Origin of the sequence: Zooshikella ganghwensis (assembly GCF_018263875.1) — a bacterium.
GTDB lineage: Bacteria > Pseudomonadota > Gammaproteobacteria > Pseudomonadales > Zooshikellaceae > Zooshikella > Zooshikella ganghwensis.
The window spans coordinates 87,604-114,244 of the sequence record NZ_JAEVHG010000015.1; the positions used below are offsets into that span (position 1 = coordinate 87,604).

At 39.6% G+C, this 26,641-nt stretch carries 21 protein-coding genes and 2 pseudogenes; 6 read left to right on the forward strand and 17 right to left on the reverse strand.

Features of this window, described 5'->3' with window-relative positions; all coding sequences use genetic code 11:
* Positions 1-185: 185 nt before the first annotated feature.
* Positions 186-1,598 (reverse strand): annotated as a pseudogene (locus KHS79_RS18645) (aminotransferase-like domain-containing protein).
* A gap of 269 nt (positions 1,599-1,867) precedes the next feature.
* Between KHS79_RS18645 and ltaE the strand changes: the two are divergent.
* The gene (ltaE, locus tag KHS79_RS18650; protein ID WP_233468498.1) at positions 1,868-2,887 is read left to right on the forward strand and encodes a low-specificity L-threonine aldolase; all 1,020 of its coding nucleotides are present in this window, start codon (positions 1,868-1,870) and stop codon (positions 2,885-2,887) included.
* Positions 2,888-3,066: 179 nt separating this feature from the next.
* Here the strand turns inward: ltaE and KHS79_RS18655 are convergent, their stop codons facing one another.
* Positions 3,067-3,420, reverse strand: coding sequence for a hypothetical protein (locus KHS79_RS18655; RefSeq protein WP_212721012.1), 354 nt, complete (start codon positions 3,418-3,420; stop codon positions 3,067-3,069).
* A gap of 810 nt (positions 3,421-4,230) precedes the next feature.
* Between KHS79_RS18655 and KHS79_RS18660 the strand changes: the two genes are divergently transcribed.
* Complete coding sequence (locus KHS79_RS18660; protein WP_212721013.1) at positions 4,231-4,446, forward strand: hypothetical protein; 216 nt, start codon at positions 4,231-4,233, stop codon at positions 4,444-4,446.
* Between the two features lie 126 nt (positions 4,447-4,572).
* Here KHS79_RS18660 and KHS79_RS18665 read toward each other — a convergent pair whose 3' ends face one another.
* The 8 genes and pseudogenes from KHS79_RS18665 to mpl all read right to left on the reverse strand — a co-directional run bounded on the left by KHS79_RS18665 (position 4,573) and on the right by mpl (position 12,382).
* Positions 4,573-4,989, reverse strand: a complete 417-nt coding sequence (locus KHS79_RS18665; RefSeq protein WP_212721014.1) for a hypothetical protein — start codon at positions 4,987-4,989, stop codon at positions 4,573-4,575.
* Between the two features lie 29 nt (positions 4,990-5,018).
* A complete protein-coding gene (locus KHS79_RS18670; RefSeq protein ID WP_212721015.1) occupies positions 5,019-5,441 on the reverse strand; it encodes a hypothetical protein in 423 nt (140 codons plus the stop codon).
* A gap of 780 nt (positions 5,442-6,221) precedes the next feature.
* Positions 6,222-6,599, reverse strand: a complete 378-nt coding sequence (locus KHS79_RS18675; protein WP_212721017.1) for a DUF7674 family protein — start codon at positions 6,597-6,599, stop codon at positions 6,222-6,224.
* A 140-nt stretch (positions 6,600-6,739) separates the two neighbouring features.
* Positions 6,740-7,147, reverse strand: a complete 408-nt coding sequence (locus KHS79_RS18680) for a GFA family protein (RefSeq protein ID WP_212721019.1) — start codon at positions 7,145-7,147, stop codon at positions 6,740-6,742.
* Positions 7,148-7,462: 315 nt separating this feature from the next.
* Positions 7,463-7,816, reverse strand: a pseudogene (locus KHS79_RS18685) (DUF1428 domain-containing protein).
* A gap of 1,427 nt (positions 7,817-9,243) precedes the next feature.
* Complete coding sequence (locus KHS79_RS18690; RefSeq protein ID WP_212721020.1) at positions 9,244-9,828, reverse strand: hypothetical protein; 585 nt, start codon at positions 9,826-9,828, stop codon at positions 9,244-9,246.
* Positions 9,829-10,306: 478 nt separating this feature from the next.
* The gene (locus KHS79_RS18695) at positions 10,307-10,912 is read right to left on the reverse strand and encodes a flavin prenyltransferase UbiX (protein WP_027709475.1); all 606 of its coding nucleotides are present in this window, start codon (positions 10,910-10,912) and stop codon (positions 10,307-10,309) included.
* A 93-nt stretch (positions 10,913-11,005) separates the two neighbouring features.
* A complete protein-coding gene (gene mpl / locus KHS79_RS18700; RefSeq protein WP_212721021.1) occupies positions 11,006-12,382 on the reverse strand; it encodes a UDP-N-acetylmuramate:L-alanyl-gamma-D-glutamyl-meso-diaminopimelate ligase in 1,377 nt (458 codons plus the stop codon).
* A 1,086-nt stretch (positions 12,383-13,468) separates the two neighbouring features.
* Between mpl and KHS79_RS18705 the strand changes: the two genes are divergently transcribed.
* Positions 13,469-14,731, forward strand: a complete 1,263-nt coding sequence (locus KHS79_RS18705) for a 6-phosphofructokinase (protein WP_027709478.1) — start codon at positions 13,469-13,471, stop codon at positions 14,729-14,731.
* Between the two features lie 139 nt (positions 14,732-14,870).
* Here KHS79_RS18705 and KHS79_RS18710 read toward each other — a convergent pair whose 3' ends face one another.
* Entirely contained in the window at positions 14,871-15,572 is a 702-nt protein-coding gene (locus KHS79_RS18710; RefSeq protein ID WP_212721022.1) for a hypothetical protein, read from the reverse strand.
* Positions 15,573-15,633: 61 nt separating this feature from the next.
* Positions 15,634-16,257 (reverse strand): c-type cytochrome, encoded by a 624-nt coding sequence (locus tag KHS79_RS18715; RefSeq protein WP_051311658.1) that lies wholly within the window; start codon positions 16,255-16,257, stop codon positions 15,634-15,636.
* A gap of 698 nt (positions 16,258-16,955) precedes the next feature.
* On the opposite strand from KHS79_RS18715, the gene KHS79_RS18720 reads away from it, so the two are divergent.
* Entirely contained in the window at positions 16,956-17,405 is a 450-nt protein-coding gene (locus KHS79_RS18720; protein WP_212721023.1) for a VOC family protein, read from the forward strand.
* Positions 17,406-17,425: 20 nt separating this feature from the next.
* Here KHS79_RS18720 and KHS79_RS18725 read toward each other — a convergent pair whose 3' ends face one another.
* Entirely contained in the window at positions 17,426-17,917 is a 492-nt protein-coding gene (locus tag KHS79_RS18725; RefSeq protein ID WP_027709481.1) for a DUF2721 domain-containing protein, read from the reverse strand.
* A 189-nt stretch (positions 17,918-18,106) separates the two neighbouring features.
* Between KHS79_RS18725 and KHS79_RS18730 the strand changes: the two genes are divergently transcribed.
* Positions 18,107-19,273: a diguanylate cyclase gene (locus tag KHS79_RS18730; RefSeq protein ID WP_212721024.1), complete on the forward strand. Its 1,167-nt coding sequence runs from the start codon at positions 18,107-18,109 to the stop codon at positions 19,271-19,273.
* Between the two features lie 30 nt (positions 19,274-19,303).
* Here KHS79_RS18730 and KHS79_RS18735 read toward each other — a convergent pair whose 3' ends face one another.
* The 4 genes from KHS79_RS18735 to KHS79_RS18750 form a co-directional block, all read right to left on the reverse strand.
* Positions 19,304-19,837 (reverse strand): DUF523 domain-containing protein, encoded by a 534-nt coding sequence (locus KHS79_RS18735; RefSeq protein ID WP_233468499.1) that lies wholly within the window; start codon positions 19,835-19,837, stop codon positions 19,304-19,306.
* A gap of 45 nt (positions 19,838-19,882) precedes the next feature.
* A complete protein-coding gene (locus KHS79_RS18740) occupies positions 19,883-20,269 on the reverse strand; it encodes a Mor transcription activator family protein (RefSeq protein ID WP_212721026.1) in 387 nt (128 codons plus the stop codon).
* 1,251 nt (positions 20,270-21,520) lie between these two features.
* Positions 21,521-22,099 carry a single-stranded DNA-binding protein gene (gene ssb, locus KHS79_RS18745; protein ID WP_212721028.1) on the reverse strand — a complete coding sequence of 193 codons (579 nt, stop codon included), beginning with the start codon at positions 22,097-22,099 and terminating at the stop codon, positions 21,521-21,523.
* A gap of 16 nt (positions 22,100-22,115) precedes the next feature.
* The gene (locus KHS79_RS18750; RefSeq protein WP_027709029.1) at positions 22,116-23,483 is read right to left on the reverse strand and encodes an MFS transporter; all 1,368 of its coding nucleotides are present in this window, start codon (positions 23,481-23,483) and stop codon (positions 22,116-22,118) included.
* A gap of 202 nt (positions 23,484-23,685) precedes the next feature.
* Here KHS79_RS18750 and uvrA point away from each other — a divergent pair, with 202 nt between their 5' ends.
* Entirely contained in the window at positions 23,686-26,511 is a 2,826-nt protein-coding gene (uvrA, locus tag KHS79_RS18755; RefSeq protein WP_094789485.1) for an excinuclease ABC subunit UvrA, read from the forward strand.
* Positions 26,512-26,641: the final 130 nt, after the last annotated feature.

Here is a 26,641-nt window from a genome sequence, read left to right on the forward strand (position 1 = left end):
TTTTGCCTGATTCCTTTAAGCTCAATTCATTTAATAATAAAACATCCCAGTAAAACAATTATAATATAAAATACAAACTTCATTAAATAATTAACTAAAGAGCACCACAAACACATACCATACAAGCAAACAAGTATTATTTAGAAATTAAAAACCTACAATTAATATCTAAAAGATAAAATAACTTACAGAGAATAGAGTAATTGACTTAATTTTTTAATAGCCGCAATTCTTTCTTCAGTCCATGACTGGGCAAAATTAATACGAAAACAATTTTTATATCTAGGTTGAACAGAGAATAACTCTCCTGGTGTAATCAAAATACCTTGTTGTTTTGCTTTAAAGTAAAGTTCAGTGGTATTTGTAGAGTCTAGTAATTCCACCCATAAGACAAAACCACCAGTTGGCGAAGAGATATTTATATTTTTCGGGAAGTACTTTTTAATTAGGCTCAACAGCTGATGATATCTTTGTTGATACGTTAATATGGTATTCTGTAAACACTTTTGGTGCTTTTCTTGGGCAAAGTATTCTGCAATTGCTAACTGATTCAGTTGCGATGGCGTAATCCCCATTAAAGTATGCTGGTAGATAACACTATCAGCATTATTGCCCATAACCAACCAGCCTACTTTAAGCTAAGGATTTATGGTTTTTGAGACTGTGCCGCAATACCAAACCATTCCTTTTTTATCCTGTGCTTTGATAGGCTCTGGGCGAGTCTGCTCAAAGCTTAAATCAGCAAACGCATCATCCTCGATAAGTGGTATATTTTTTTTCTCTATAAGTGCTAACAACTGCTGCTTATTCTCTACCGGCATGGATTCTCCCAAAGGGTTACCTACCGTAGGGCTAACAATCACTGCTTTTATTTCCCACTCATCCACAGCTTTTTGCAACAGATCAATATCAATCCCTGACATCTTATGCGTAGGGATTTCGATTACTTTCAACTGCAGCACTTCCATCAACTGTAAAATACGATAATACGCTGGTGTTGCAATAGCGACGACATCACCTGGCTGAGTAAATGCCTTTAAACAAAGCATCATCGCACTCTGGCAACCGGTTGTGATCAATATATTTTCTACACTGGCGAGAATACCTGCTTTAATGAGTCTATGAGCTAGCTGTTGCCTTAATTTTAATGCTCCAATCAATTCAGAGTTAGTCGACAGTATCAAGTGATTATCTCGGAGTAACCGCAACATATTTTGTTTAACTATTTTATTAGCAGTTACATCAATAGCAGGCTGAGCGGTACTAAACTGATGAAAACTTTCCTTTGTTGCATTAGCAATTAAATCAACAATTAATGCAGATCCTGTAACCCACTCTGGAGAAATCTGCTTCTGTTCATCCTGGTGCACTTGCAGAGCATCTAGATCGTGACAAACGTAGTAGCCTGACTTATGGTGTGCCTCGATCAAGCCTTTATCTTCAACAAGTTGATAGGCTCTCAGTACCGTGGCAATACTCACATTCATTTGTCGAGCCAATACTCGCACTGAGGGTAAACGCTGCCCAGCAACAAAGACTCCCGAATGTATTTGTTTACACAACTGTTGTGCAAGCGATAAATACAGCAATTGTCTCATAACAGCACACTAGTACCTGGTAATATATGTTTGCCTTTCTTTCAGTTTAAGCCCTTTAATCTGTTATGCTCAATAACAGCTAATCTGTATCTATTTATATGTTTGCTTTTTCCTTACCATAACCCCACGCTTGTTCGTGACTCAGCATATTTAGCCTAGCGACTTGCTGCCATATTGTTATCAAACTATTTCCTGCTAGCCAATAAGAATAATGGCATGCAAGGCAAAACAGCATCACTCAATTTCTAACAAATAACGAGAGGACAAACATGTCAGTGATTGATTTCAGAAGTGATACCGTAACCACACCTACTGCCAAAATGCGTACAGCCATGGCAGAAGCACCAGTAGGTGATGACGTTTATGGTGATGATCCCACTGTCAACCAATTACAGGACCTTGCAGCTGATCTATTAGGCTTCGAAGCAGCACTTTTTACCCCTTCAGGTACTCAAGGTAACCTCATTGCGATAATGGCTCATTGTCAACGAGGTGATGAGTATATCGTGGGTCAAAATGCCCATACCTACAAGTTTGAAGGCGGTGGTGCAGCCATTGTAGGTAGTATTCAACCTCAGCCCATTATGGAAGGCGAGAATGGAATACTTCCATTGCATGATATTGAGTCTGTTATTAAACCGTTTGATCCGCACTTTGCGCAAACTCGCCTGCTAAGCCTTGAGAATACACACTCTGGCAGAATTTTACCTCAAGACTATATTGCAAGTGCAACTGCGCTGGCCAGAAAACACGGCTTAAGCTGTCACTTAGATGGTGCTCGCATTTATAATGCTGCTGTAAAACAAAGCCTTAATGTAAAAGAGATTACTCAGCACTTTGATTCTGTTTCTGTCTGTTTATCAAAAGGACTCGCCGCCCCTGTAGGTTCTGTCATCGCAGGCACAACCGAGTTTATCAATACCGCACGCCGCTGGAGAAAAGTTGTTGGTGGAGGTATGCGCCAAGCAGGCATCCTAGCGGCTGCAGGTATTATTGCGCTAACCGAACAAGTTGATCGATTAGCTGATGACCATGAAAACGCCAGGTATCTAGCTGATGAGCTAAGCAAATTAGATGCTTTTTCTGTAGATATAACTCAAGTGCAAACCAATATGGTTTTTGCTCACTTACACCAAGGCTCAACCAAAGAACTGGCAGCTTACTTAAAGCAACATGACATACTTATCAGCCAATCCAACCCAATACGTTTTGTCACACACAAAGATGTTGACAACCAGTCAGTCGATAAATTAATTAAACATATAAAGCCGTATCTATTAAGTGCTTAAGCATTTATAATCTCAAGGCAATCGCATATAAACTGGCTTTTGCCTTGAATATCTTTTTTTAAATTACCTTTATCTGCCTAGCAGATCAAAATCAAACCTTTGTACTGTTAATACTAAAGCTAATTTAAGCTGAAAATATTAAGTATTAAGGCTCAATCTAAAAAAACCTGTTCTAAACATTACCCTGCCCTTGCACCATTGGGAACATCAACTTCTGGACAAGCTAAGCATGGCTGTATTTTATCTTCGTAGCCAATATCGAAAAGCATACCCTGAGAAACTTCACCCGCCATTTTTCGCTCTGGTAGGTTCACCACAAAAAGAGCTTGTTTTCCCTCAATTTCTTTGGGGTTATCGCGTTCCTGTTTGATGCCAGCGAGAATCGTACGAGTATGATCACCAAAATCTACAAGTAACTTCATTAATTTATTGGACTTTGCTACGTCATGTACTTCGATAATTCTTCCAACTCGAATATCAATTTTCGCAAAATCTTCGAAAGTAATTTCAGTTTTTATTGGAGCTTGCTTCATACCCATAGCCTTTATTTCCAAAGCCCATAATTATTAATGAACTTTACTATAACACGACTCCGAAGCTTTTAATGCTTGCAAAATAAAAAATTCGGAATCGAGCAATTGAAAACTTAAGGCTACCTGTGCCGTATTCTTCGTCGCTTAATAGGTCTTCGGCTAACTCACGGGTTTTCTGTTCCTTGATGCGAATCTGTTCTTCTATACCCAAAACGAAGGGTTTTTAGCAGAGCTAGTCTGGTCTGTTAAGACTAGCGAAAGCATCAACAGTTTTTTAATGGTGCTAGCTGGGCCGTCAAGCGATGAAGCCCCTGGGCAAGTTTACTGCTGTGAAACTTGCGGTAGCCACTTTAATTGATATAACAGCGCTGCTGGGCGGTTATATTAATAAGTGACTGGGGTGAAGAGCACTGACAACAAACCCTACTAATGTGTCGGGAACACATTAGAACAGCTTCGCTGGCCCGTTAGGGTGGGCACTATGGATAGCGCACATAAAAATGATTCGTGAAGGGTATAGTTAGTACTGCTGTATTCCCTCATAACATAACTTCGTCTCCAGAACGTAATCAGTTGATGAGGGAATCACAATCACCATATTTAAAACACCACTTGTAAAAGGTGCTTTAACCAACACCATGTTTACAACAAAGCTCAGGAACTGGAATGCCAGCTGCAGCTTCTTTGAGGATAGCTACGTCTGGGGATCTGTTAAGCGTTTACTCATTTAAAAACGCCTTTACCGTTAAACTGATTGTCTAGAAATTTCTACGTTTGATATCTTCTATTTAAGGAGATAGTTACACTGCTTTGTTATGTACTTTTTTGCCATTACTCGACCAGAAAAAAGATGACAAGCCTAGGATTGACATACTGAACAACAAAGCAGCAACAACCTGGTTTGATGGCGATAAATTAAATGAACCACCTACCGTACCAGCAAGCATTAACAGTAAGAAAGAAAGCACAGAAATTATGCCGATAATCCTGCATAATATTGTAGCTGCAAATGCAATCTTATTGTAAAAAATGGAAACTATGACGAATAATGCAAAGGCTGGGAATATTAATAGACCAGCAGAAAAGTCAAATGCTGAGGCACAATAAAAAAACATGCTTATGCACAGCAATGCTAAAATTATTTTCGATAGGTTAGTTATCATAGAACGCGCATCCTATTGCACATAGCGCCAAAGTTTGGGGCGAGCTAAAGTGAGTCCAAAGCCTGTCGCAAAGCTGTTGGCGGGAATGCAAACACTGTCTTGTTAAACCTACTACACCATTCAATAATTCTATTGCTTCTTTAGAGCATTCATTAACAGCACACATGCTCAAGAGCTGTGCTCGCCACTCTACTTCTTGGCTTAATCGAGATTCCAGCTCATTATAGCTTTGGTTTTTAAGTAGCTTCTGAAACTCAAAAAGCAGAAGCTGTTCTTCTGCAAGTTGCACATAGCTTTTCTCGTAGTATCGAATGTTTCCTAAACCAACAATAACATTCAATGCTAAAGAGCATATAAGTAATAAGACCAAGAATATTGTAACTACAAGCTTTCGGTTAATTTTCATAGGCTCTAATGCTTAGTTAAATCGCACCTCTAGCTACGCCCGGAACTGAGAGCCTTGCGAACATCAGCAAGCAGCTGGCGCAACGAACCTCGATATAGCCATATGACTCCACAGATACCGTAGAGCCCGAAGGATGCAAGGAAGTTCGCGGATCTCATGAACTCCAGGGCTACTGGGTCTTTGTAGTACCAGTAGATAGCATAGCAGCCGTCGACCGTGAACCAAGTCGCAAACAAAGCCAGCGGGACGTGGCGCCAGTTTCGCTTCAGGACGGTTCGCAGGCTACAAGGCGCTGTGAGATAGGTAAATCCAGCCATGATGAAGCTGATCAAGATATCCCAGTCAGGGGCAGGCGTGTAGATCGAGCCAAGGATCAAGAGAGCGATACCGCAAGCAAGTGAAAATAGCTTCCAGGGCCTGAGATACTCATTGAGGCTGTAGAAATAGGCCATCCCAATCACCTCTTGTGCGACCTAACCCCAAACTTTGGGGAAAGCGTTAGCGAGAGTCCGTAGCCCTCCCGCAGAGAAACGGAGGGGTCTTTGCTGGCCTGACCAACAGAGGCCTGTTATGTAAATTGATGCCAAACTAAATAACCTATTTTAAAAATGAGAACATAAACGAAGACTATTAAATAGTTGCTGGCCTAGTAACCCATAAACCTGGCTCATCTTGGGCTTGTACAGACCATTTAGTATGATTTCCGCACTGACATTCAAATTATTGCACGATGCCGAAACTCGACTCAGCGTCGATAACTTCTATGATATCTTCCAACGCGGGATAATCTTGAATATGCTTTATTTTCCGTTTGTCATTTAGCGTTAACAACTCACTGAAAATATGACCTCAATTTTCACTGGTGATTTTCTTTTTGAACTTTATACAATATCTTCATATCGTTTTAAGTTACATAACACCACCATAAAAAGTGAGCTACTTATTACCGGTCCAGCGCTGAAAGCGCGACTTTTGATGGCTTTGTTAGCATTTATTTTATTACAAACTTAAATTCGATGATTTTATTACCACCTTGATGTATTTCATAACCCCATTCACCTGGCACAAGATCTTTTTCTTCTAAAAGTGTATGCCCCCAAAACCCTTCCGGTAATTTACCGATGTGATCTTATTCTCTGCAAAGTCGGGTACAGACTCTATTTCTTCGATGGTACGCATGACATTTAACACCTTAATGACGAGCGCCGCCAGTCGTCCTGTTGATTAATTTGTTAAGTGTTACCCTCAAAATACTGCTCAAGTTCTAGTATGGATTTGTTTGATGCAACACCCAACCAGTCATTAAAATCTTTTGATGTTAAACCTTTATGGGAGCCAACCAATAAAATACCTTCCAAGAACCCAATTATCGCTAGTTCTGAAGTATCCCTAATACTAGAATTTACAGCATCTTCTACTATGGCAAATATTGCCTCAAATTCATCAGTTGCATTATTTACCCTACTATCAACAACGTAACTAACAATTACTGCCATATCATTGTAGTGGCCAGCTTCTTCACCTTCCCAAAATTCAAGATGTCCAGCCCATCTACTAGAGATACCACCACAAACAGACAAAAGCTTATATACAAATTCTGATTGGCTCATACTTCTGACAATTACCCACAAGATCACCCGCCTAAAGCAGAAGACTTTTATTATTCAAATAATGTAGCGTAGCGAAATCCATAATAAAAGGCTGCTGGTTTAGATCTGATGCATCGACTTATTATGTGTTTTAACCAAGTTCAATTGGGCAAACCCTCTACCATTGGTGCTTTTTCAAGTTCATTGTCCCATTGCGCTCTATCTTGTATTAGGATATGTGCTGATGCCTCCATATCTAGAGCTGTATCAAGACTACCAGCCGGAACCACTAAAAGCTTACCATCCATTTGAATACTAGGAACGGCTGAACCACAGATGGTGCAAAAGCTTTTTGCATGTTTAGTTCCCGACAGATTAAACGATTTTACTTTTTCTTCTCCGGATAGCCATTTTAGTTTAGCCGAAGTAGAAAAGAGATTAGATGCATGGGCACTACCAGTATCTTTACGGCAGCGGCTACAATGACAAAGATAGAAACTCTCAAAACCACCGTTAATTTCAAACGTTATCTCGCCACATAGGCAAGATCCCGAATATTTATCTGACATTACTTATTTACCATATAGTTAATACCTGCTGAAACATAACGATGCAAAAATTTGCACTCGAGTTAATTTGCCTTGTTAGGCGGCTGTGTATTCATATTCAATTGGTGCTGGCTTTTTCGGTGTATGCTCCGCATCCAGCCATTCCACTAAGCTTTCTTTATCCAGCATTGTATTATTACTATCCTTTGTAAGTAATAGAAAATGTGCAGACTCAACGCCGCGTTAACCGGCAGCAAACCGGGAAAGGAATGGAGGTTTGATGTCCGGTTCAACGCGGCGTTAGATGCACTTTCGGTTGTTCCTTTCATCTACATTCTATGCTTCTAGAATCTTATCAAAACCACCGTAAATCAATCGTTTACCATCAAAAGGCATTGGATTATTTTCTGGGTTCATTCTCTCATCTTCCATTATTTTTGCCCAGGCTTCATCTCTCTCTGATTTGCTTGGCCATATTACCCAAGAAAACACAACTGTTTCATTTTATTTACACTGAACTGCCAACAGAAAGGAGGTTACCTCGCCCTCCGGAACATCATCACCCCAACATTCTACCACTTTAATCGCCCCATACTCTTTAAACACAACAGATGCTTTTTCAGCATGGGCTAAATACTTTTCTTTATTTTCTTTCGGAACTGCCGCTATAAAACCATCGACGTATGACATTATGAGTATTCCTCATTGTGATATTTTGTTTCTTCCTGCATCTAACTATTAATGAACGTCACTATGATGTAATACATTACGTCACACTGACGTATAATACTTAAATATATTTTAACCACATCAAATATTCAATACTAGATTAAATATAAAAAAAACAACTTAACTACTTGATTGATATAAATTAGTTAGCTTTTTAGCAGGGTGTTATACGTCAGAGTGACGTAATATATCACGTCACTTTGAGGCAACTCTAATAATACTGTATATAAATAACAGCATAATAATATCTCAATCATCGATGCTATTTGTGGTAAAAGTTATGACGCGCCTTCTTCTAGAAAGGGTAAGGCAAGAGATTAGAGTTCGACATTACAGCTTAAAAACTTAAAAATACTATTAAGTGCAAAACTACCTAAAAATTTACCTGTAGTATTAACACGAAAGAAAGTATCCCTTGTGTTAGCAAAACTTCATGGCAATCACTGGCTAATGGATTCTTTATTATATGGTTTAGGTCTTCGATTAATGGGTTGCATTCGTCTTAGAATAAAAAATATTGACTTTATTATAAGACAATTACTATTCAAAAAAGTAAAGGTGCTAAAGACCGCTGTTTGTCAAGATAGTTGTTTCCCTTCCCAAAATACTGATTACTCCATTAAAACAATAATTAGAAGCTGTCATAAGCCCTTTAGAAAACTTACCTATTTGAAGTATACCCTTCACGAATCATTTTTATGTGCGCTATCCATAGCGCTCACCCTAACGGACCAGCGAAGCTATTCTAATGTGTTCCCGACACATTAGTAGGGTTTGTTGTCAGCACTCTTGACCACGAAGGATGGTGGGAATGCAGTTTATGCATAATGACATGGATATCATATAGTAGAGCAATGCAGGCGCTATTGCCGAGGAGCATTTAACGGCCACCCTAGTCACTTATTAATATAACCGCCCAGCAGCACTGTTATATCAGTTAAAGTGGCTACCGCAAGTTTCACAGCAGTAAACTTGCCCGGGGGCTTCATCGCTTGACGGCCCAGCTAGCACCATTAAAAAACTGTTGATGCTATCGCTAGTCTTAACAGACCAGACTAGCCCCACTAAAAACTCTTCGTTTTGGGTATAGGCTTTTTAATAAAGAGTTAGCGAGTGCCCCTTCAAAGATAAAAGGTTTTATTCGCTATGTCATGCAATCAAATGTTCTGGCTTATTAAAATACAGAGCAGCGGCATGGGCAGATGAAAGGATATATCAATCTAAAAAAACACTCTATATATAATAGAGAAAACGTTTTTTATTTACTAATAAACAGGAAAAACATTCAAAAATAAGTACACTTAAACATACATCTACTCAGACAATCACTTTCTACTACAAGGCAACAAGCACTTTAAATTATTTTTAGTAAAATTTAATAGTATGCTCTATTCTTCATATTCAAGTGATGCTTTAAATATTCCAAATTCTTCAGGAATATCTACATACCAGCGGTCAGCATGCATTTGTAAGCGAAATGTCTTCAGCAAATTAAACAGAATTATTTTATTATTACCTTGTACGTGCGCTTTAACTCTGAACACGGCATAAGCCACATCAGATTGAGGAAACAGCAGGCCTTCTAGTTCAAATGTTATTGCTTGTGTGGAGAAATTATCGATTACACTTCCCCCCAACACTAATTCTGAAAGCTTAGCAAAAAACTTTTGGCTGTCCATTGTTGTTAAGGCATTTTCAGTACCAAATGCTTGTCCAAACAGCTGTTTGGCTAAGTATGCATCATGGGCAAGTAGTTCACTTAAAAAGTAAGTACGTTGCTGTTCAAGTGCTTGGGGTTGATGATAACTGGCCGCTTGAAAATAGTCCTTATGAATATACGCATTCATATAAGCATTAATAACTTGTTCAGCATCCGTTGTTAACACAGCCTCTTTTTCAATGGCCCAAACGACGGATAAATTCAATAATAGAACTGCCCCAAAAAACCATGATACAAATTTAGTAATTGGCATACTTGCAAAATAATCCCTACAAATGATGTTCATTTTTAATGTCATACTATCATAAAAAAATCATCTAATTTGGAACTATTTCCGCAAGCTGATGTGACAAAAATCGCACATATTTTGCCTGCCTATAGTATTAAACATATGTGTGAACAATCACAGCTTAATGTTCTCTTTGTTTCCCTAAATTTAATATGAAGGTTTTGGGTATGAATATGACGATGACTGGTAATACCCTTAGTGAGACCTCTCCAATTAGAGATAAAGATCACTGAATTATAGTCGCTTAATTAACAAAACAATGTGGGTTATCATCGTTAATTTGATGTCTTCTCGGTGACGATATTTAAATTTCTCCCGCACAAGCTGTACTCCCACCATCCATGGTGATCAAACACCAACAATGCTTCCTCTGTACCTTATTGGATATTTAAGATTGATGAAGGTGTACCTGACGATTATTGCAAACCACCAGGCTATACATCTAGGAAAACTGTTCCCCCCAGCGTGGGAGTAGCTGTTGCTCTATCCCCAGCTGATTGAGTACTCTTGCAACAACAAAGTCAATCAAATCACTGATATGCTCTGGCTGATGATAAAAACCAGGAGAGGCAGGTAAAATCACTCCCCCCATATTGGTTATTTTCAGCATATTTTCTAAATGTATTGCGGAGTAAGGTGACTCTCTGGGTACTAGAATTAACCTGCGACGCTCTTTAAGAGCAACATCTGCAGCTCGCTCAATCAGGTTATTACAAGCCCCCGTTGCAATTGCTGATAGTGTGCCCGTACTACAAGGACAAATGACCATTGCACTGGGTGCACCAGATCCTGAAGCCACTGGTGCCATCCACTGCTCACGTCCAAATACACGGAGTAATGAGTGGTCTACCGCAAAGCGTTTGACCAACTCAGCTTCAAGCTCAGCAGGTCGTGCAGGTAACTGCCACGTTGTTTCAGTAGCAATAACGACATGTGCCGCCTTAGACACCATGAGGTACACCTGATGTCCATTGTTCAACAGTACTTCAAGAAGCCGCAAACCATACTGTGCTCCAGAAGCCCCCGTTATTGCTAATGTCACCCGCATGAACTTTTACCTTAAAATAAAACAACACTATTTATGTTTTATAAGTATAACCATGACAGATTCTGTATTTAACCCATTCTGGCCATGACACTTTTATAAAGCTTTGTTACGGGATAGTGTATCAGTCAGCTGGTGATAAATTCCTCCAAACCCACCATTACTCATAAGCAGAACATGCGTCTTGGCAGAGGAGCTATCAAGCTTGTCTACGCACTGCGCGACATAATCCACAATTGAGGCCACATCATCAAACTTTACAGATTTAACCTCACTTTTATTCATCACATCATCTAAAGACCACGTTAACCCTTCAGGCTCAAACCAAATCACCTCATCTGCCGCCTTAACACAAGCAGCTAGCTGCTCAGTATGAATCCCCATCTTCATGGTATTAGAACGTGGCTCAAGAATAGCGATAATGTGGTCGTCATTTACAGCCTTACGTAACCCCTCTAAGGTTGTTGTAATTGCTGTTGGGTGGTGAGCAAAGTCATCATAAACTGTCACTCGCTCATCTTCATAAATACACTCCATGCGTCGCTTTACATTCACAAACTTTGCAAGCGCTTCACAAGCCAGGGCAGGAATCACACCAACATGTCGTGCTGCAGCAATAGCTGCAAGCGCATTTTCAACATTATGCTGCCCCGTCAATGTCCAGCTGACTTCACCAACAGAGGTTCCTTGATGAATGACACTAAAGCTTCGCCCAGCAGCATCTTGTAATTGTGCTTGCCACTCTTGACCGATGGTTTGCGTTGCACTCCAGCAGCCCTGAGTCATCACCTGTTCCATTGCAGAGTAACTGCTGGGGTAAATAATAAGACCATTACCAGGTACCGTTCTGACTAAATGATGAAACTGTCGTTGAATATCGGCCAGTGAGGAAAAAATATCTGCGTGGTCAAACTCTAAATTATTTAAGATCAGAGTCCGAGGGTGATAGTGGACAAATTTTGACCGTTTATCAAAGAAAGCTGAGTCGTATTCGTCAGCTTCCACCACAAAGAATGGTGTTTCTCCTAATCGTGCAGAAACGCCAAAGTTTTCTGGCACCCCCCCGATCAAAAAGCCAGGAGACATGCCTGCATACTCCAAAATCCACGCCAACATACTACTGGTGGTGGTTTTCCCATGAGTACCTGCAACCCCTAACACCCACTTATCTTGTAGTACATAGTCTGCGAGCCACTGAGGCCCAGAAGTATAAGGAATTTGTTCATTTAAAACATATTCCACAGCCTCATTCCCACGAGATATTGCATTACCTATCACTACAAGGTCTGGTCGCGGTTCTAAATGAGCAGATGCAAAGCCTGACTCGATTTTGATACCTGCCTGTTCAAGCTGGGTACTCATGGGGGGATACACATTCACATCAGAGCCAGTTACTTTATGGCCCATCGCTTTAGCCAGCAGTGCCAAACTACCCATAAAGGTCCCACAAATACCTAAAATATGTATATGCATATCACTCTCAATTTAATGCTCAAGAAACAACTCATCAGGAGTCTATAGGCATCCTACTCCTATTAGTTTATGACGAGTAGTTTTCACTTCGAAAGTAAACATCAGCAGAAAAGAATTACCTAAGACCAGTGCGATATCTACTTCTGACTAGGTATAACCTACTGTTATCCTAAACGAACTTTATAACCTGGCTATAGTCATCACGCATTCTACTCTATCTGACATACAGTCTTTGCTTGTATGTCACCATAAACTAAATAGGTTTAGCAAACTATAAAGCCTTCAACAAAAGAAATATTTATCTAAATTTACAACATAAGCCAGCCGTCATGACATCATTTTCAGGTAAAGAAACCCAAGCTTTTAGTAAAATAAACATACCATGCTTTAAAGGCGAGTCGTTTCCTGTAGAGAATAGTTTTAATAAAAAATAAACTACCTTTATTCACTAACCCTTCCCTACAAAAAAACACAGATTCTGAGTACGTTCTTTTGCGGAATTATTGACTATTTTTTATTTTTGAATACATCCCCCATAATTAAAAAGCGAAATAGATTCACAAAGGTTAAACGCTTCCATTCTCCCCAAAAAACCTTATAGTCAGCACCCACTTTTTATTCGCAGTCAACTAACGAAGCAAATAACTAACATTTTATCGACAGCAATTAATGTACAAGGTTTCTTAACCAAAATTTAGTTTGAATAATATTGCACCATGCAAATCATTTCGTTTTCATTTATTATTCGCTGCACAACAATATAAACCCTTACTCTTAACTAAGCGACTTATGCTAATTTTGAGTTACACAGACAAAATTATATTTATCCTACTGTCAGATGTATTGTCTAACAATTATGTGGTTATGTTTACATTAAAGCGGTATTACGTAGGACATTGCAGCAAATACAATGACAAAAACGATAATTATATGGCTGTGGAAGGGGTAACATTTATCACTGCCAATGACGAAAAAGTGACAAGGAGATGGAAAACCAACGGATTTCCCTTTACCCTCCTTACTGTTGGTTATGAGCAGTGAAGAACATCCACAAAGACTGAATCAACACTTCTGGAGTAACCTTGCATGGCAAAGAGAAATGCCTTTTATGCCCAGTCGGGCGGAGTTACAGCAGTCATCAATGCTACTGCATGTGCTGTAATTCAAACTGCTCGTCAGTATCCGGATTTATTTGACAAGGTTTACGCTGGCCATAACGGAATTTTAGGTGCTCTCAAAGAGGAACTCATCGATACCAGCTTGGAAACAGATCGTACAGTGGCTGCATTAAAGCATACGCCAGGAGGCGCATTTGGCTCATGCCGTTATAAACTTAGAGATCTTGAGACCAGTAAGGCTGAATATGAGCGCTTAATTGAAGTCTTTTATGCACACAACATTGGTTACTTTTTTTACAATGGTGGTGGTGATTCACAAGATACCGCATACAAAGTATCTCAAATGAGTGAGAAGATGGGCTACCCTCTAACATGCATTGGTATCCCTAAAACCATCGATAATGACTTACCATTAACTGACAATTGCCCTGGCTTTGGCTCCGTTGCTAAGTATGTTGCCATTTCAACCCAAGAAGCAGCATTAGACATTATCTCGATGTGTGAAACATCCACTAAAGTCTTTATTTTAGAAGTTATGGGACGACATGCGGGCTGGATCGCTGCGGCAGCTGGTCTTGCCAGCTATCAAGAGGGCGATCCACCTCATATTATTTTATTCCCTGAAATTGCATTCAATAAAGAGCGCTTTTTGAAACGCGTTCAAGAAGTCGTCCAGCAGCATGGTTATTGCGTTATAGTTGCATCCGAGGGTACTTGTTATGAAGGTGGGCGTATGCTTCATGCCACAACAGAGCAAGATGCCTTCGGCCATTTACAGTTAGGTGGTGTCGCCCCTATCCTTGCTAAAATGATTAAACATGAACTTGGCTATAAATATCACTATGCTGTCGCAGATTATCTGCAACGGTCAGCCCGTCATATCGCGTCGAAAACCGATGTCGAACAGGCGTATGCTGTGGGCAAAGCTGCCGTTGAGTTTGCTGTAGCGGGTAAAAATGCCGTTATGCCAGCCATTGTAAGACAACCAGGTACACCTTATCAGTGGACTATTGGTGAAGCTCCTCTGTCAGAAGTTGCCAATCAGGAGAAGCTGATGCCAAGAAGTTTTATTACAGATGATGGCTACCATATTACACAAGAAGCCAAGGCATATCTTGAGCCACTCATTCAAGGTGAGGACTATCCTCCTTACTATAATGGCATGCCAGTCTACACTGATCTGAAACACACCTTTGTAGCCAAAAAGCTGTCTCGACTATTTAAAGTTTAATCCAGACAGATATCGCTCCCCCCTCTGAAAAGCTCCTGCTAAGGGGCTTTTCTCTTTCTAGCAGACTATACAAATAAGTCTAGAACGCTGAAATAACGTACTTAGATTTGTACCGAAAAAAAGCCAAACAAAATAATTGTCAGGGGTGTGCCGCGATATGATTAGAAAACTGATACGTGAGTGTTTTCCCACCTAAACGATAATACTGAAAAGGAGGCCAAAGGCTTGTCTGCTTTAAACCTTTTACTGTATATGAAAGATCAGTGCGGGTCTTTATTTGATAAGACAGTTTTTGCTTACTTTCTTTTTCTTGAGAAATTTGTTGTTCAGGTTTCAGCTCTTTACCATGTATCAATACAGGAAATTGTAACGATAAAATTTGTGTATACTTAATTATTTCTGGTTGATAAGCACAGTAAGACCGAATTTTATCTGCGACTAATGCACTTAACGGAATAGTCAGTAATTTATTATCCTGTATATTTATTGATTGTTGGTGTGCAAGAAAAGAGTAGTGATTTAACAACAACTGTTCACTAATATGGCAAAGATAACGCTGCGAGTTAATGGTTTGATTTGCGGAAAAAGGGCAAAATTTACGTTGTTCCTCCATATCTTCTAATAATCCATAATGTTTAACTGGTGCCTCCTTTACAGTGTGCGCGGATTCACTAAAAAAAAGACCTAATCCCCTATACACATTTTCAGTGTAAAAATTACACAGTTGGATATTAGTATCACTATTTGCCAGTCCTGAAGTCATCAGACTGCAAACTAACCAAAACAACTTATGTCGAGATAAAAACTGTTTGCACAGGAATAGGCAAAGCTGCATAGCCATAACAAATTCATCATTATTATGCTTGTTGAGTCCTATGCAACCCTACCACAGCTCAAGCATCTCACATACTAGTGATGTAAGCTGCCACCGCCTTAATCTCTTGATCTGTTAACTGGGTTACAATTCCTGGCATAGGAGAATCCATATTACGCTTTTGGCCATTTTTAAAATAGTGTAGCGTTTTAACAATATACTCTTCAGGCTGACCAGCAAGTCTTGGTAGATTCTCTTTACCAAAGCCATCCTTGCCATGGCAAGTATAGCACAGGCGAGAAAATACCGACTTGCCTTTATTCACAAGCTCCGGGTACTCTGTAGAACGAGGATTGACTTTTAAACTGGCAAAATACAACGCAAGGTTAACCTTTTCACTATCAGATAAACTCGACGCTAATTTCTCCATGACATAATTTTTGCGCTTTTTTTTCGCAAATTGTTCAAACTGGTTAACTAAATATTCTGGGTTTTGCGCTGCCAAGTTGGGAATATAATTTTTTACACTATTACCATCTTTGCCATGACAATAACCGCATAAAATAGCTCTTTCTTGACCTTTTTTGACGAGCTGAGCATGATGTTGTGTATTATCCATGCGATCTTTTAACAACTCAAGAATGCCCTTTTCTATCTCTACTGCTCCACATGTTGATATCCATAACATGCCCCACATAACTACAAAACGCATACTTACTCCCCTGCTACACGCTACTTACTTTACTTCTAATACAAACACCTGTCTTGTCATAGCACTCCCACTTTAAGCCATGGTCTACATGGCTTTTGGCGATAATTCTATGGGAAAGCTTATATACATCAGTTAATTTATAGCTGTTTTATCAGCTTAAAAACTAATCTATACCCTTCACTGTGGGTATGATGTATAGATCACTCAGCTACAACAAAATAAGCCTTTCAGGTTTTGCATTGTCCCTAAGGTTATACAACTTTTTTTATCTCTTGAGCACATCATTATAAGTATAATAACCGAGCTTTAAAGTGTTATTTAATATAAACTATAACCAATATGAATGGTTTTAGGTGCGGCCATCGAGTGACGAAACCCCATGAGCCTATTTTAATAGGTGATTGGGGTCAGGAGAGAAGATAACAAAACCTAGAAATCATTCGTGAAAGGTATAGAACTACAAATAACGATCAGCTTAAATAAGTCAATTTATTTTATGCTATTTCATACCCAGCATCTAACAAGTCATACACCACATTACTTCTAATTATTTTTAATGCTGGCAGATAAAAACAAATTAATTCCAAAATAAAAATTGATTAATAATCACACTGACTTAACTTAAATAAAGTATAAGAAAGCATATCGACAAGCTTATAATCCACCTTGAAGCTAATAAAATAAGGAAAATCATCTACATGAAACCCAATCTAACCCATATCGCGCTTCATGTTGCAGACCTTCAAGCCTGCATTACGTTTTATCAAAAGTATTGTCAGCTCAATATCATTCATGAACGACATGCTTCAAAGGATATTGTGTGGATGGCAGAAAAAGGGCGAGAACAAGAGCTAATACTTGTTCTAATGTCTGATGGTCCCAAACGGAGTGCAGTAGATCAGGGCTATGGACACTTGGGCTTTGCCGTCGAAAGTAAAGCTAGAGTAGACCAACTGGCCCTGCAGGGTAAAGAGGACGGAATTTTAATTTGGCCACCAAGGGAAGAGCCTTACCCTGTGGGCTACTACTGCGGGGTTGTCGATCCAAATGGCAACTTTATTGAATTTAGTTATGGTCAGCCACTCGGACCAGGAGCTAAACCGATTGATGAAGAACCGTGTTTTACAACCTTCATCAATCAATCTTAGTGGGTATTGTTAATAGGCCTTTACTGAGTAGCCGTTTGAGTTAACTTTCTGGAACTGTCTGAACCTGGCAACTCATCACCAACCAAACGGACATCTATACTCACTGCTTGTAAGTTTAGGATAAGGTCATAAATGAATAACACCACAGACACAAGCACACTGATAATGCTGCAACCAAAAAATACAAAAATCCATGCGGTTGTTGAAATGTGGAAAAAATGCAAAATAAACAAACAGATAATTATTAAACAAGCAAATAGAGTACTAAATGACAAGGCTACCATTGAAGAGCGTAATAGCATGCAACGTCGATAGAGAATAGTCAATTGCTTACGGGGATTACAGATTGTTTCATTGCCTTGCTTGATGGCCAATACCAGGGCGCGAGTCCTATCTATTGCACGCCCTAATCGATTAGTAAGGGTCAAGAGGATTAGCCCCACTCCAGAAATTAATACAATAGGGGAAATAATTGCGCTTAATAATGATGAGATTTCAGTAAGTTCATTCATTGCTGACTACAAATCTATTTTGATGGTAAGACTACTATAACGTTGAAACTTGGTAACACCGCATGCTGGCTATTATATGCTACTCAGCTCCGTCTATACTGACAAATATCAACCTGTTAAAGCTCAGACATTGTACTACGGTAATTACCTAGTAACATTGAGTGGGTACTCCTTATATCGAGTGCAGCCATGAAAACTGCGCATAACAAAGCTCAGGACAAACTAGGCAACCAATACTTAAAAGGTTGCATTCAGTTACAGTTTGACACAGATATTGAAAGTTTGTTTCGGCACTACTTCGATACAACAAACCGTTTAGTAAAGCTTATTACTACGAATATTGTTTTACTGGTGGTACTTTACTACCTAACCCAATCCATTGGACTCACTGATAGCCATTTGATAGTCATTCTGTTAACAACCCTACTTGTTTTGAGTGCCACTTTGTCCTCAGCGGGAATTCTTATTCACAGGCTTCATTTTCTATGTCGAGTATCACTCATTATTTTTAGCTTATTTTTATTATTGAGCACTACATTATTTTCTACCGCTTCGGCCTCATCAAATCTCAGCCAGTATTTCATTTTTTATTTTATTTTTCTTTATATCTATATATTTTCAGGCCTAATTTGGCGTGATTGTCTTAGCATCTCAATCATTGTTTTAATATCTATATTCTTATTTAATCATGAAGGAATCTTCGTTTTTATAAAATCTGACGACTTTATTTTCTTTTTATTTCCTACTTTATTCTGTATATGTGCAGGCTACTATAAAGAATTTCAAAGCAGGCAGTTTTTTTTAATTGAAGAGTTACTTAGCCAACAAGCAGAAACTGACCCACTCACAGGTATCACAAACCGAAGAACACTTAACCACCATTTAGTTAAATTATGGAAGCAAGGTTGTCGGGAGAAAAAAAACCTTGCTCTGATTTTGGTGGATATTGACTACTTCAAGCTATTTAATGACCATTATGGCCATATTGCAGGAGATCAAGCACTCAAAAAAATCGCTACTGAATTAACCCACCATGCCCGGAGACCCCTAGATCTCGTTGCTCGTTATGGTGGAGAAGAGTTTGCGCTACTGCTCTATGATATTGATGCGAATGCATTATCAGAACATAGTAATAAAATTGTAACCAGTGTTGCAGCGCTAGAGATACCTCATGAAGCCTCTAAGATCAGTAACACGCTTACCATCAGTTGTGGGTCGAGGTTACTTTATGCAAGACCAAATTTAAGCGTGAGAAAATTACTTGCTGATGCTGATCAAGCACTTTATTCAGCCAAAGCAAATGGTCGAAATCAGGCCGTCATCTTTGGCTTGAACTACAAAGAAAACCAACAATAGGCCTTTCCACCTATTACCAATAGATCATTGTTAGCCTTGCTGTTCAATAAAATCACAAAGCAAGCTAACCTGCAGCTCATTAAATACAGGTATACCAGCTTCTTTTAACACTCTTACTGTTATGCCAAAGCCTTCAATAAGTCGACCAGAAAAACTACCGTCATAAATCTGTAAATTACCACATGAGGGACTATTACTTTTCAGCAATGCAGCTATTACGTTGTTTTGCAAAGCAATTTCAAGGGTTCTTTCCGCTCCTCGTTGAAAAGCTTCAGTGACATCAAAACCTCCCTGTGTGATTACCTTTCGATCAGGAAAGTCACCCACGCCTTTTATAATCTCAGCGGGTTCCCTAGGTATAGGTAACCCGCCCATCACTTCTGGACAAACAGGTACAAGGTAGCCTTGTTGCTGGAAATAGCAAATCGTCTTGTCCTTGATAGAAATACTTTTCCCATCATATCTAACTGGCTCACCTAACAAACAAGCACTTATTAAAATTTTTTTAGTTGATAGCTTCATTACTTCCCATTTAAAACTAGCTTGTGCTAAGCCTTTATACATTTTTTTCGCCAGAACATCCAGGCTTCACCTTACCACGATAATCACTTAATGTTTTCTCATTTCATCACATGACTTGCGAATATTTCCAATATGCCGGAGACAAAGCCCATACTTCACTGCTAACTCTCGTCGTGAAGCACCTTTTTCTGTATCAGACACTATCGCTTGATTCCGTAACTGACGAAAAAAATGGTCTTTTTTTGGAATTTCTAAAGTTGTCCCTGAAAAGCGTTCAGATAATGCATTTACAGCATATTCATCTAAAAAGGTCTGTAGAACAGAGCGATCAGGGTTTTTGGCAATATATAATGGCCTTCCTCCATATTTTAACGTCAAAATGAATGTTTGCTTTATTCCAATACAGTCAACCAATTCTTGTAAGGTTAATGGAAGTTTATCTACCTTGATTAAACTAAAGTCAATCCCTTGCATTGTTTTCTCCTGATTGTTTTTCAGGAACTAAGCTAATGTGTTAGCTGATAATCAGTTAATATGGAAAAAAATCCCTAGAAATGAATTTGTGTCAAGCAGAGATTATCTTCAATGTACCAGCTTCAAAGGATTGCATTTGCTATACAAGTCTCAAGTATCATAAATTTCTTTTTCTAGACAACCAAACTCTAGAATGAAAACCAAGTAGTCCTTATTTTTTATAAAAACATCCATCAGCCTAGTATATGATGGTTCAAGCAATATCTATTACGACATTTGACTTATAACTATACTTAGGTTAATTATGGCAGGCTTTATTAGTAGGTAGTTAAACGACGTAACGAGCTAATCTCTCAGCAGTTACAATTAATCATACATAAAACATAAGCCGTATACATTTGCGTTATTTTAGGCACATTTTGATAACTTAAACAAAAGCTATAGCCCATATAAACAAATGAAAAATAGTTTCCTAGGGAATTGTTTCCAGCTTACTTTATTTGTATTCAGTTTGTACAATTGATGCCTGTTTTACTGTTATTTTCTAGATGACTATTTATAAGTAACTATAGTTATAAACTTATACCCAATACCAATGGTTTTTAGGTGCGGCCATCGAGTGACGAAGTCCCATGAGCCTATATTAATAGGTGATTGGGGTAAGGAGTGAAGATAACAAAACCTAGAAATCATTCGTGAAGGGTATATATTACCTTAAAAATTAGATGCATAAGTAGTACATGATACCAGAGAAGTATACAGCGTTTATTATGAACAAGTATTAAGCACTACAGCTACCACACAAGCAAAAACTATCGTACAAACCACTAATACCCAGGTATCTTTTCGGTCACATAAGCAACAAGTGTTGTATATAATTAATATTGTTCATATCTTTATACCCATAATGAAGTTCTCTATATGGCCAGCTTTACCAGCAAGAGATAAAACCCCGAAAGCTTTTCTTGGTAAAAGCAGCTTAGCGGTTCCATTAGATTAAGCACTATGAATAATACATATAAAAATGATTCGAAAGGGGTATACGAATATAAGCTGTATACTTTGTTTTTAGCAGGATTTGAAACTCGTTCTCAACATCACAAGCCCAATATAGCGTTTTTTATAGAGAATAAATTGGCAGGGGATACTCTTAAAAGAAAAGATGAGTAAGGGGAAATAATTTTTGAAAAAGGCTGGCAATGCCAGCCTCTGACTAAATACTGCTAGTACAGCATATTTTATACCAGCCACTTAAAACGGAATGTCATCATCAAAGTCATCAAAATTATCCATAGCTGGAGCTGTGTTTTGTGACGGTTGGGGCTGGTTATTTGGCACTTGCTGCCCTCCCATTGGTTGAGCAGGCTGCTGTCCCATAGGCGGCTGGTTATTAAAGTTTTGCTGAGGCTGTTGACCTGGCATACCTTGCTGTGGAGGCATGTTTTGCTGTCTATTAAAGCCTTGGTTAGGCGCACCCGAACCATCTTGCCGGCTATCCAGCATTTGCATTTGTCCGCTAATATCAACCACAATTTCTGTTGTATAGCGATCACTGCCATCTTGAGCCTGCCACTTACGTGTTTGCAGCTTTCCTTCCAAATAAACTTTAGAGCCTTTGCGTAAATATTGACCTGCAACCTCAGCCAATTTACCAAACATGACGACTCTATGCCATTCAGTCCGCTCTTGTGGCTGACCTGTCTGCTTATCTTTCCACTGCTCACTGGTAGCAATACTTAAATTTGTAACCGCATTACCATTGGGCAGATAACGTACTTCCGGATCAGCACCCAGGTTACCGACCAGGATGACTTTATTCACTCCTCGCATGAGTTTCTCCTAACGATTAAGCCTTAAGTTCAAATGCTTGTAGGGCCTGCATATCTAGCCGGGCACGATCGACTTTAAGATAAGCGGATTGCTCTTCAGCAATCACCACAACTTCTTGCACGCCATGAATTGCAGACAGTGCTGCAGATACATCCGCGACAGATTGATCATTCACAGGCTTCAAGTTAACCATTAATGTTGTTAAGTAAGGTGGCGTCGTCATACTCCAACTAATGACCCACCAAATGACAGCAACTAAAGCAGCCATACTGATAACACCAGTAAAGCCATAGCGCTGATAAACCAAACCACCTGCAATACCACCAAGTGCTGCACCTAAAAACTGGCAGGTCGAATAAATACCTATTGCAGTGCCTTTTCTCCCGGCAGGCGCTAACTTACTGACCATTGATGGTAATGACGCTTCAAGCCAATTAAACGCCATGAAAAATAAGAAAATACTTAATAGCAATCCAGTAAAGTGATTACTGCTCCATAGCATGCTAACTAAACTGAAAATTAGTAGACATAAGGCTCCTAAAAATACTGGTTTTAATTTTCTTTTTTTCTCTGCCAGGATGATAAATGGCAGCATGGCGACAAAAGAACTCAGCAACGTTATAAGATAAACCCACCAGTGCTGCTCCCTCGGCAAACCAGCCAACCGTTCTAATGCAAGAGGTAATGCAACAAATAAAGCCATCAAAACAAAATGCAACACAAATATGCCTAAGTCTAATCTTAGCAAATCTGTATTAGCCAACACTTGGCGGATTTCACTGATTACAGGAAAAGTATCGCGGTGCTGCAGCTGTTGAACAGGTGTGGGTACTCGCCACACAAGTACCATAGCAATCAACGCTAATAAACCATTAAATGAAAATAGTCCTGTTAATCCCCACCACTGAGTGACCAAAGGACCAGCCACCATGGCTATACAAAATGATAAGCCAATACTCATGCCTATCAGTGCCATTGCTTTGGTGCGCTGCTCTTCTCGGGTCAAATCAGATACTAATGCCATAATTGCACTTGCTACAGCACCAGCACCCTGTAATGCACGCCCTATAATAACCCCATATACAGATTCAGAGTTTGCCGCCACAATACTACCTAGCATTAGCAGTATTAACCCTGCAAAAATAATGGGTTTACGTCCTACACGGTCAGATAAAAACCCAAATGGAATTTGCAAAATAGCCTGGGTAACGCCATAGGCCCCCATTGCCAATCCCAGTAATGCCGGTGTTGCTCCAATAAGTTGGTCACCATATACCGTTAAAACAGGCAAAATCATAAATAGACCCAGCATGCGCATGGCAAAAACACCTGCTAGGGAAAAAGTGACCTTACGCTCAGTTTTATTCATGACAGATGAGCTCATCCATCCCCTCTTTAACCGTACAAGAAAAACTGTATATATTAACAGGTAATCCAGTATAATCATTCATTTTGTTATACCGGTTTACTCAGCGCGCATTGTACAACTGTTCGCTGCCATAAGCATGTAACAAATGACATTGCTGGGTAATTCAAGTCTGAGCAACTTAGTCATCACTTCAGCCACAAAACTGGGGATGTTTACAGTGGATAAAATTAGCGTACGCGGTGCACGGACTCATAATTTAAAAAACATCAATATTGATATTCCTCGTGACAAGCTTATTGTCATTACTGGATTATCTGGCTCAGGAAAGTCCTCACTGGCATTTGACACCCTTTATGCTGAAGGGCAGCGTCGTTATGTTGAGTCTTTATCTACTTATGCCCGCCAGTTTTTATCCATGATGGAGAAGCCTGATGTTGACCATATTGAAGGCTTATCACCTGCAATTTCTATTGAACAGAAATCAACGTCGCATAACCCACGCTCTACAGTGGGCACAATTACAGAGATATACGACTATTTACGCCTGCTCTTTGCCAGAGCCGGCACACCACGCTGCCCAACTCACGATTTACCCTTAGCGGCTCAGACTATTAGTCAGATGGTAGACCAGGTATTGGAACTACCTGAAGGAACCAAACTGATGCTACTTGCCCCTATCGTACAAAACCGAAAGGGCGAACATTTGCATGTACTTAATGATCTGAAATCACAAGGTTTTGTCCGAGCAAGAATTAATGGCATTGTGACTGATCTTGATGATGCCCCTAAACTTGCTAAAACCAAAAAACATACCATTGAAGTAGTGGTCGATCGCTTTAAAGTCAGAGAAGATTTAAAGCTGCGTCTCGCTGAATCATTTGAAACAGCCACTCAACTGACTGATGGCATAGCAGTCATCTGCGACATGGATGAAAAACTAGAGGATATTATTTTCTCTTCTCGGTTTGCTTGCCCTCATTGTGGACATAGCATTAGCGAGCTTGAGCCCCGCATGTTTTCATTTAATAACCCCGCTGGTGCATGTGAAAGCTGTGATGGTTTAGGCGTTAAACAGTATTTTGATGAAGATCGCATTATTGTTTCCCCAGATCTGACGTTAGGCGAAGGGGCGATTCGAGGCTGGGATCGACGCACTGTTTATTACTTTCAGCTACTCACCTCTCTGGCAAATCATTATCAATTTGATATTGATACACCATTTCGCAAGCTCACCAAAAAACAACGTAACTTAATACTTCACGGTAGTGGTGATGAAGTTATTAAGTTCATTTATGTTAATGACCGTGGTGATAAAATTCATCGAGCTCACCGTTTTGAAGGCATTATTCCTAACATGGAGCGACGTTATCGGGACACAGATTCACAAAGTGTACGTGATGAACTTGCTAAATTTCTCAGTGTACAACCCTGTCCTGGATGTCATGGCTCGCGACTGAAGCGCAATTCACGTTACGTGTTTATTGAAGAGCATAATCTACCCGCTTTAGCTGCTCTGCCAGTAGAGCAGGCACTAAATTACTTCGATCAGCTTTCAATTCCTGGCCAAAAAGGAGAGGTAGCGTCCAAAATTCTTAAAGAAATTCGGGAGCGTTTACAATTTTTAGTTAATGTCGGCCTTAACTATTTAACGCTAGATCGCAGTGCAGACTCACTATCAGGTGGCGAAGCTCAACGTATTCGCCTTGCCAGCCAGATTGGTGCAGGCTTGGTTGGCGTAATGTATATACTAGATGAACCTTCAATCGGTCTTCACCAACGCGACAATGAGCGTCTTCTTAATACCTTGATACGCCTAAGAGATCTAGGTAATACCGTTATTGTGGTTGAGCATGATGAAGACGCCATTCGCCATGCAGACTTTGTGATTGATATTGGCCCAGGCGCAGGAGTTCACGGTGGTGAAATTGTTGCTCAAGGTGCTCCTAAACAAATAACCAGCAATAAGAAATCTCTAACAGGTCAGTATCTTTCTGGCCAAAAGTGTATCGAAATTCCAGAAGAACGCGTGATTGCAGATTCAAGTTATGCAATAAAACTTTCTGGAGCTACAGGAAACAACCTTAAAAACGTCAGTTTGACTATTCCTCTTGGCCTTATGACCTGCGTTACTGGTGTTTCAGGTTCAGGTAAATCCACACTTATTAATAATACGCTTTATCCTATTGTTGCAACTGAGCTAAATGGGGCAACCACATTAAAGCCCGAACCATATAAACGAATCACAGGACTTAAGCATTTAGATAAATGTATTGATATCGACCAAAGCCCAATTGGTAGAACCCCACGCTCAAATCCTGCAACCTATACAGGTATTTTCACGGGTATTAGAGAACTGTTTGCAGGTACACAAGAAGCCCGATCCCGAGGATATAAAGTAGGACGCTTCAGCTTTAACGTCAAAGGGGGTCGCTGCGAAGCCTGCCAGGGTGATGGTGTCATTAAAGTTGAAATGCACTTTTTGCCTGATGTTTATGTTCCTTGCGAAGTATGTAAAGGTAAACGCTATAACCGTGAAACCTTAGAAATAAAATACAAAGGCAAAAATATTCATGAAGTGCTAGAAATGACGGTCGAGGAAGCACTTGATTTTTTCAATGCCATTCCAGCAATCAAGCGTAAACTTCAGACACTCATTGATGTGGGATTGTCGTATATACATCTGGGCCAAAATGCCACAACGCTATCTGGTGGTGAAGCTCAGCGTGTCAAACTTTCCAAAGAACTCTCTAAAAGAGATACCGGAAGTACATTATACATTCTGGATGAACCAACAACTGGACTGCATTTCCACGACATTAAACACCTACTAGAAGTGTTACATCGCTTACGAGACCAAGGCAATACCATTGTCATTATTGAACATAATTTAGATGTAATAAAAACAGCAGACTGGATTATCGACTTGGGTCCAGAAGGAGGAGATGGTGGTGGTGAAATCATTGCAACAGGCACTCCCGAAGAAATCGCCACCATTAAAGGCTCACATACAGGACGTTTTTTATCTACACAGCTAGCTAAATAATTAACTAATTTTTTTCTTGTCTTTAAAACAGTTACAACACTAATTTTATTCTAAGCTCAGTACAACCTAACTCCAACAGCAACTCTCAGGCAGAGATGCTGTTGTTTCTCTTTCTTATGCAGTATCTACG

Excerpts from the sequence above, each read along its gene's own strand:
- ltaE (WP_233468498.1), top strand. The coding sequence starts at position 1,868 with ATGTCAGTGATTGATTTCAGAAGTGATACCGTAACCACACCTACTGCC.
- KHS79_RS18655 (WP_212721012.1), bottom strand. The coding sequence starts at position 3,420 with ATGAAGCAAGCTCCAATAAAAACTGAAATTACTTTCGAAGATTTTGCG.
- KHS79_RS18665 (WP_212721014.1), bottom strand. The coding sequence starts at position 4,989 with ATGAAAATTAACCGAAAGCTTGTAGTTACAATATTCTTGGTCTTATTA.
- KHS79_RS18670 (WP_212721015.1), bottom strand. The coding sequence starts at position 5,441 with ATGGCCTATTTCTACAGCCTCAATGAGTATCTCAGGCCCTGGAAGCTA.
- KHS79_RS18675 (WP_212721017.1), bottom strand. The coding sequence starts at position 6,599 with ATGAGCCAATCAGAATTTGTATATAAGCTTTTGTCTGTTTGTGGTGGT.
- KHS79_RS18680 (WP_212721019.1), bottom strand. The coding sequence starts at position 7,147 with ATGTCAGATAAATATTCGGGATCTTGCCTATGTGGCGAGATAACGTTT.
- KHS79_RS18690 (WP_212721020.1), bottom strand. The coding sequence starts at position 9,828 with ATGCCAATTACTAAATTTGTATCATGGTTTTTTGGGGCAGTTCTATTA.
- KHS79_RS18695 (WP_027709475.1), bottom strand. The coding sequence starts at position 10,912 with ATGCGGGTGACATTAGCAATAACGGGGGCTTCTGGAGCACAGTATGGT.
- mpl (WP_212721021.1), bottom strand. The coding sequence starts at position 12,382 with ATGCATATACATATTTTAGGTATTTGTGGGACCTTTATGGGTAGTTTG.
- KHS79_RS18705 (WP_027709478.1), top strand. The coding sequence starts at position 13,469 with ATGGCAAAGAGAAATGCCTTTTATGCCCAGTCGGGCGGAGTTACAGCA.
- KHS79_RS18710 (WP_212721022.1), bottom strand. The coding sequence starts at position 15,572 with ATGGCTATGCAGCTTTGCCTATTCCTGTGCAAACAGTTTTTATCTCGA.
- KHS79_RS18715 (WP_051311658.1), bottom strand. The coding sequence starts at position 16,257 with ATGCGTTTTGTAGTTATGTGGGGCATGTTATGGATATCAACATGTGGA.
- KHS79_RS18720 (WP_212721023.1), top strand. The coding sequence starts at position 16,956 with ATGAAACCCAATCTAACCCATATCGCGCTTCATGTTGCAGACCTTCAA.
- KHS79_RS18725 (WP_027709481.1), bottom strand. The coding sequence starts at position 17,917 with ATGAATGAACTTACTGAAATCTCATCATTATTAAGCGCAATTATTTCC.
- KHS79_RS18730 (WP_212721024.1), top strand. The coding sequence starts at position 18,107 with ATGAAAACTGCGCATAACAAAGCTCAGGACAAACTAGGCAACCAATAC.
- KHS79_RS18735 (WP_233468499.1), bottom strand. The coding sequence starts at position 19,837 with ATGTATAAAGGCTTAGCACAAGCTAGTTTTAAATGGGAAGTAATGAAG.
- KHS79_RS18740 (WP_212721026.1), bottom strand. The coding sequence starts at position 20,269 with ATGCAAGGGATTGACTTTAGTTTAATCAAGGTAGATAAACTTCCATTA.
- ssb (WP_212721028.1), bottom strand. The coding sequence starts at position 22,099 with ATGCGAGGAGTGAATAAAGTCATCCTGGTCGGTAACCTGGGTGCTGAT.
- KHS79_RS18750 (WP_027709029.1), bottom strand. The coding sequence starts at position 23,483 with ATGAGCTCATCTGTCATGAATAAAACTGAGCGTAAGGTCACTTTTTCC.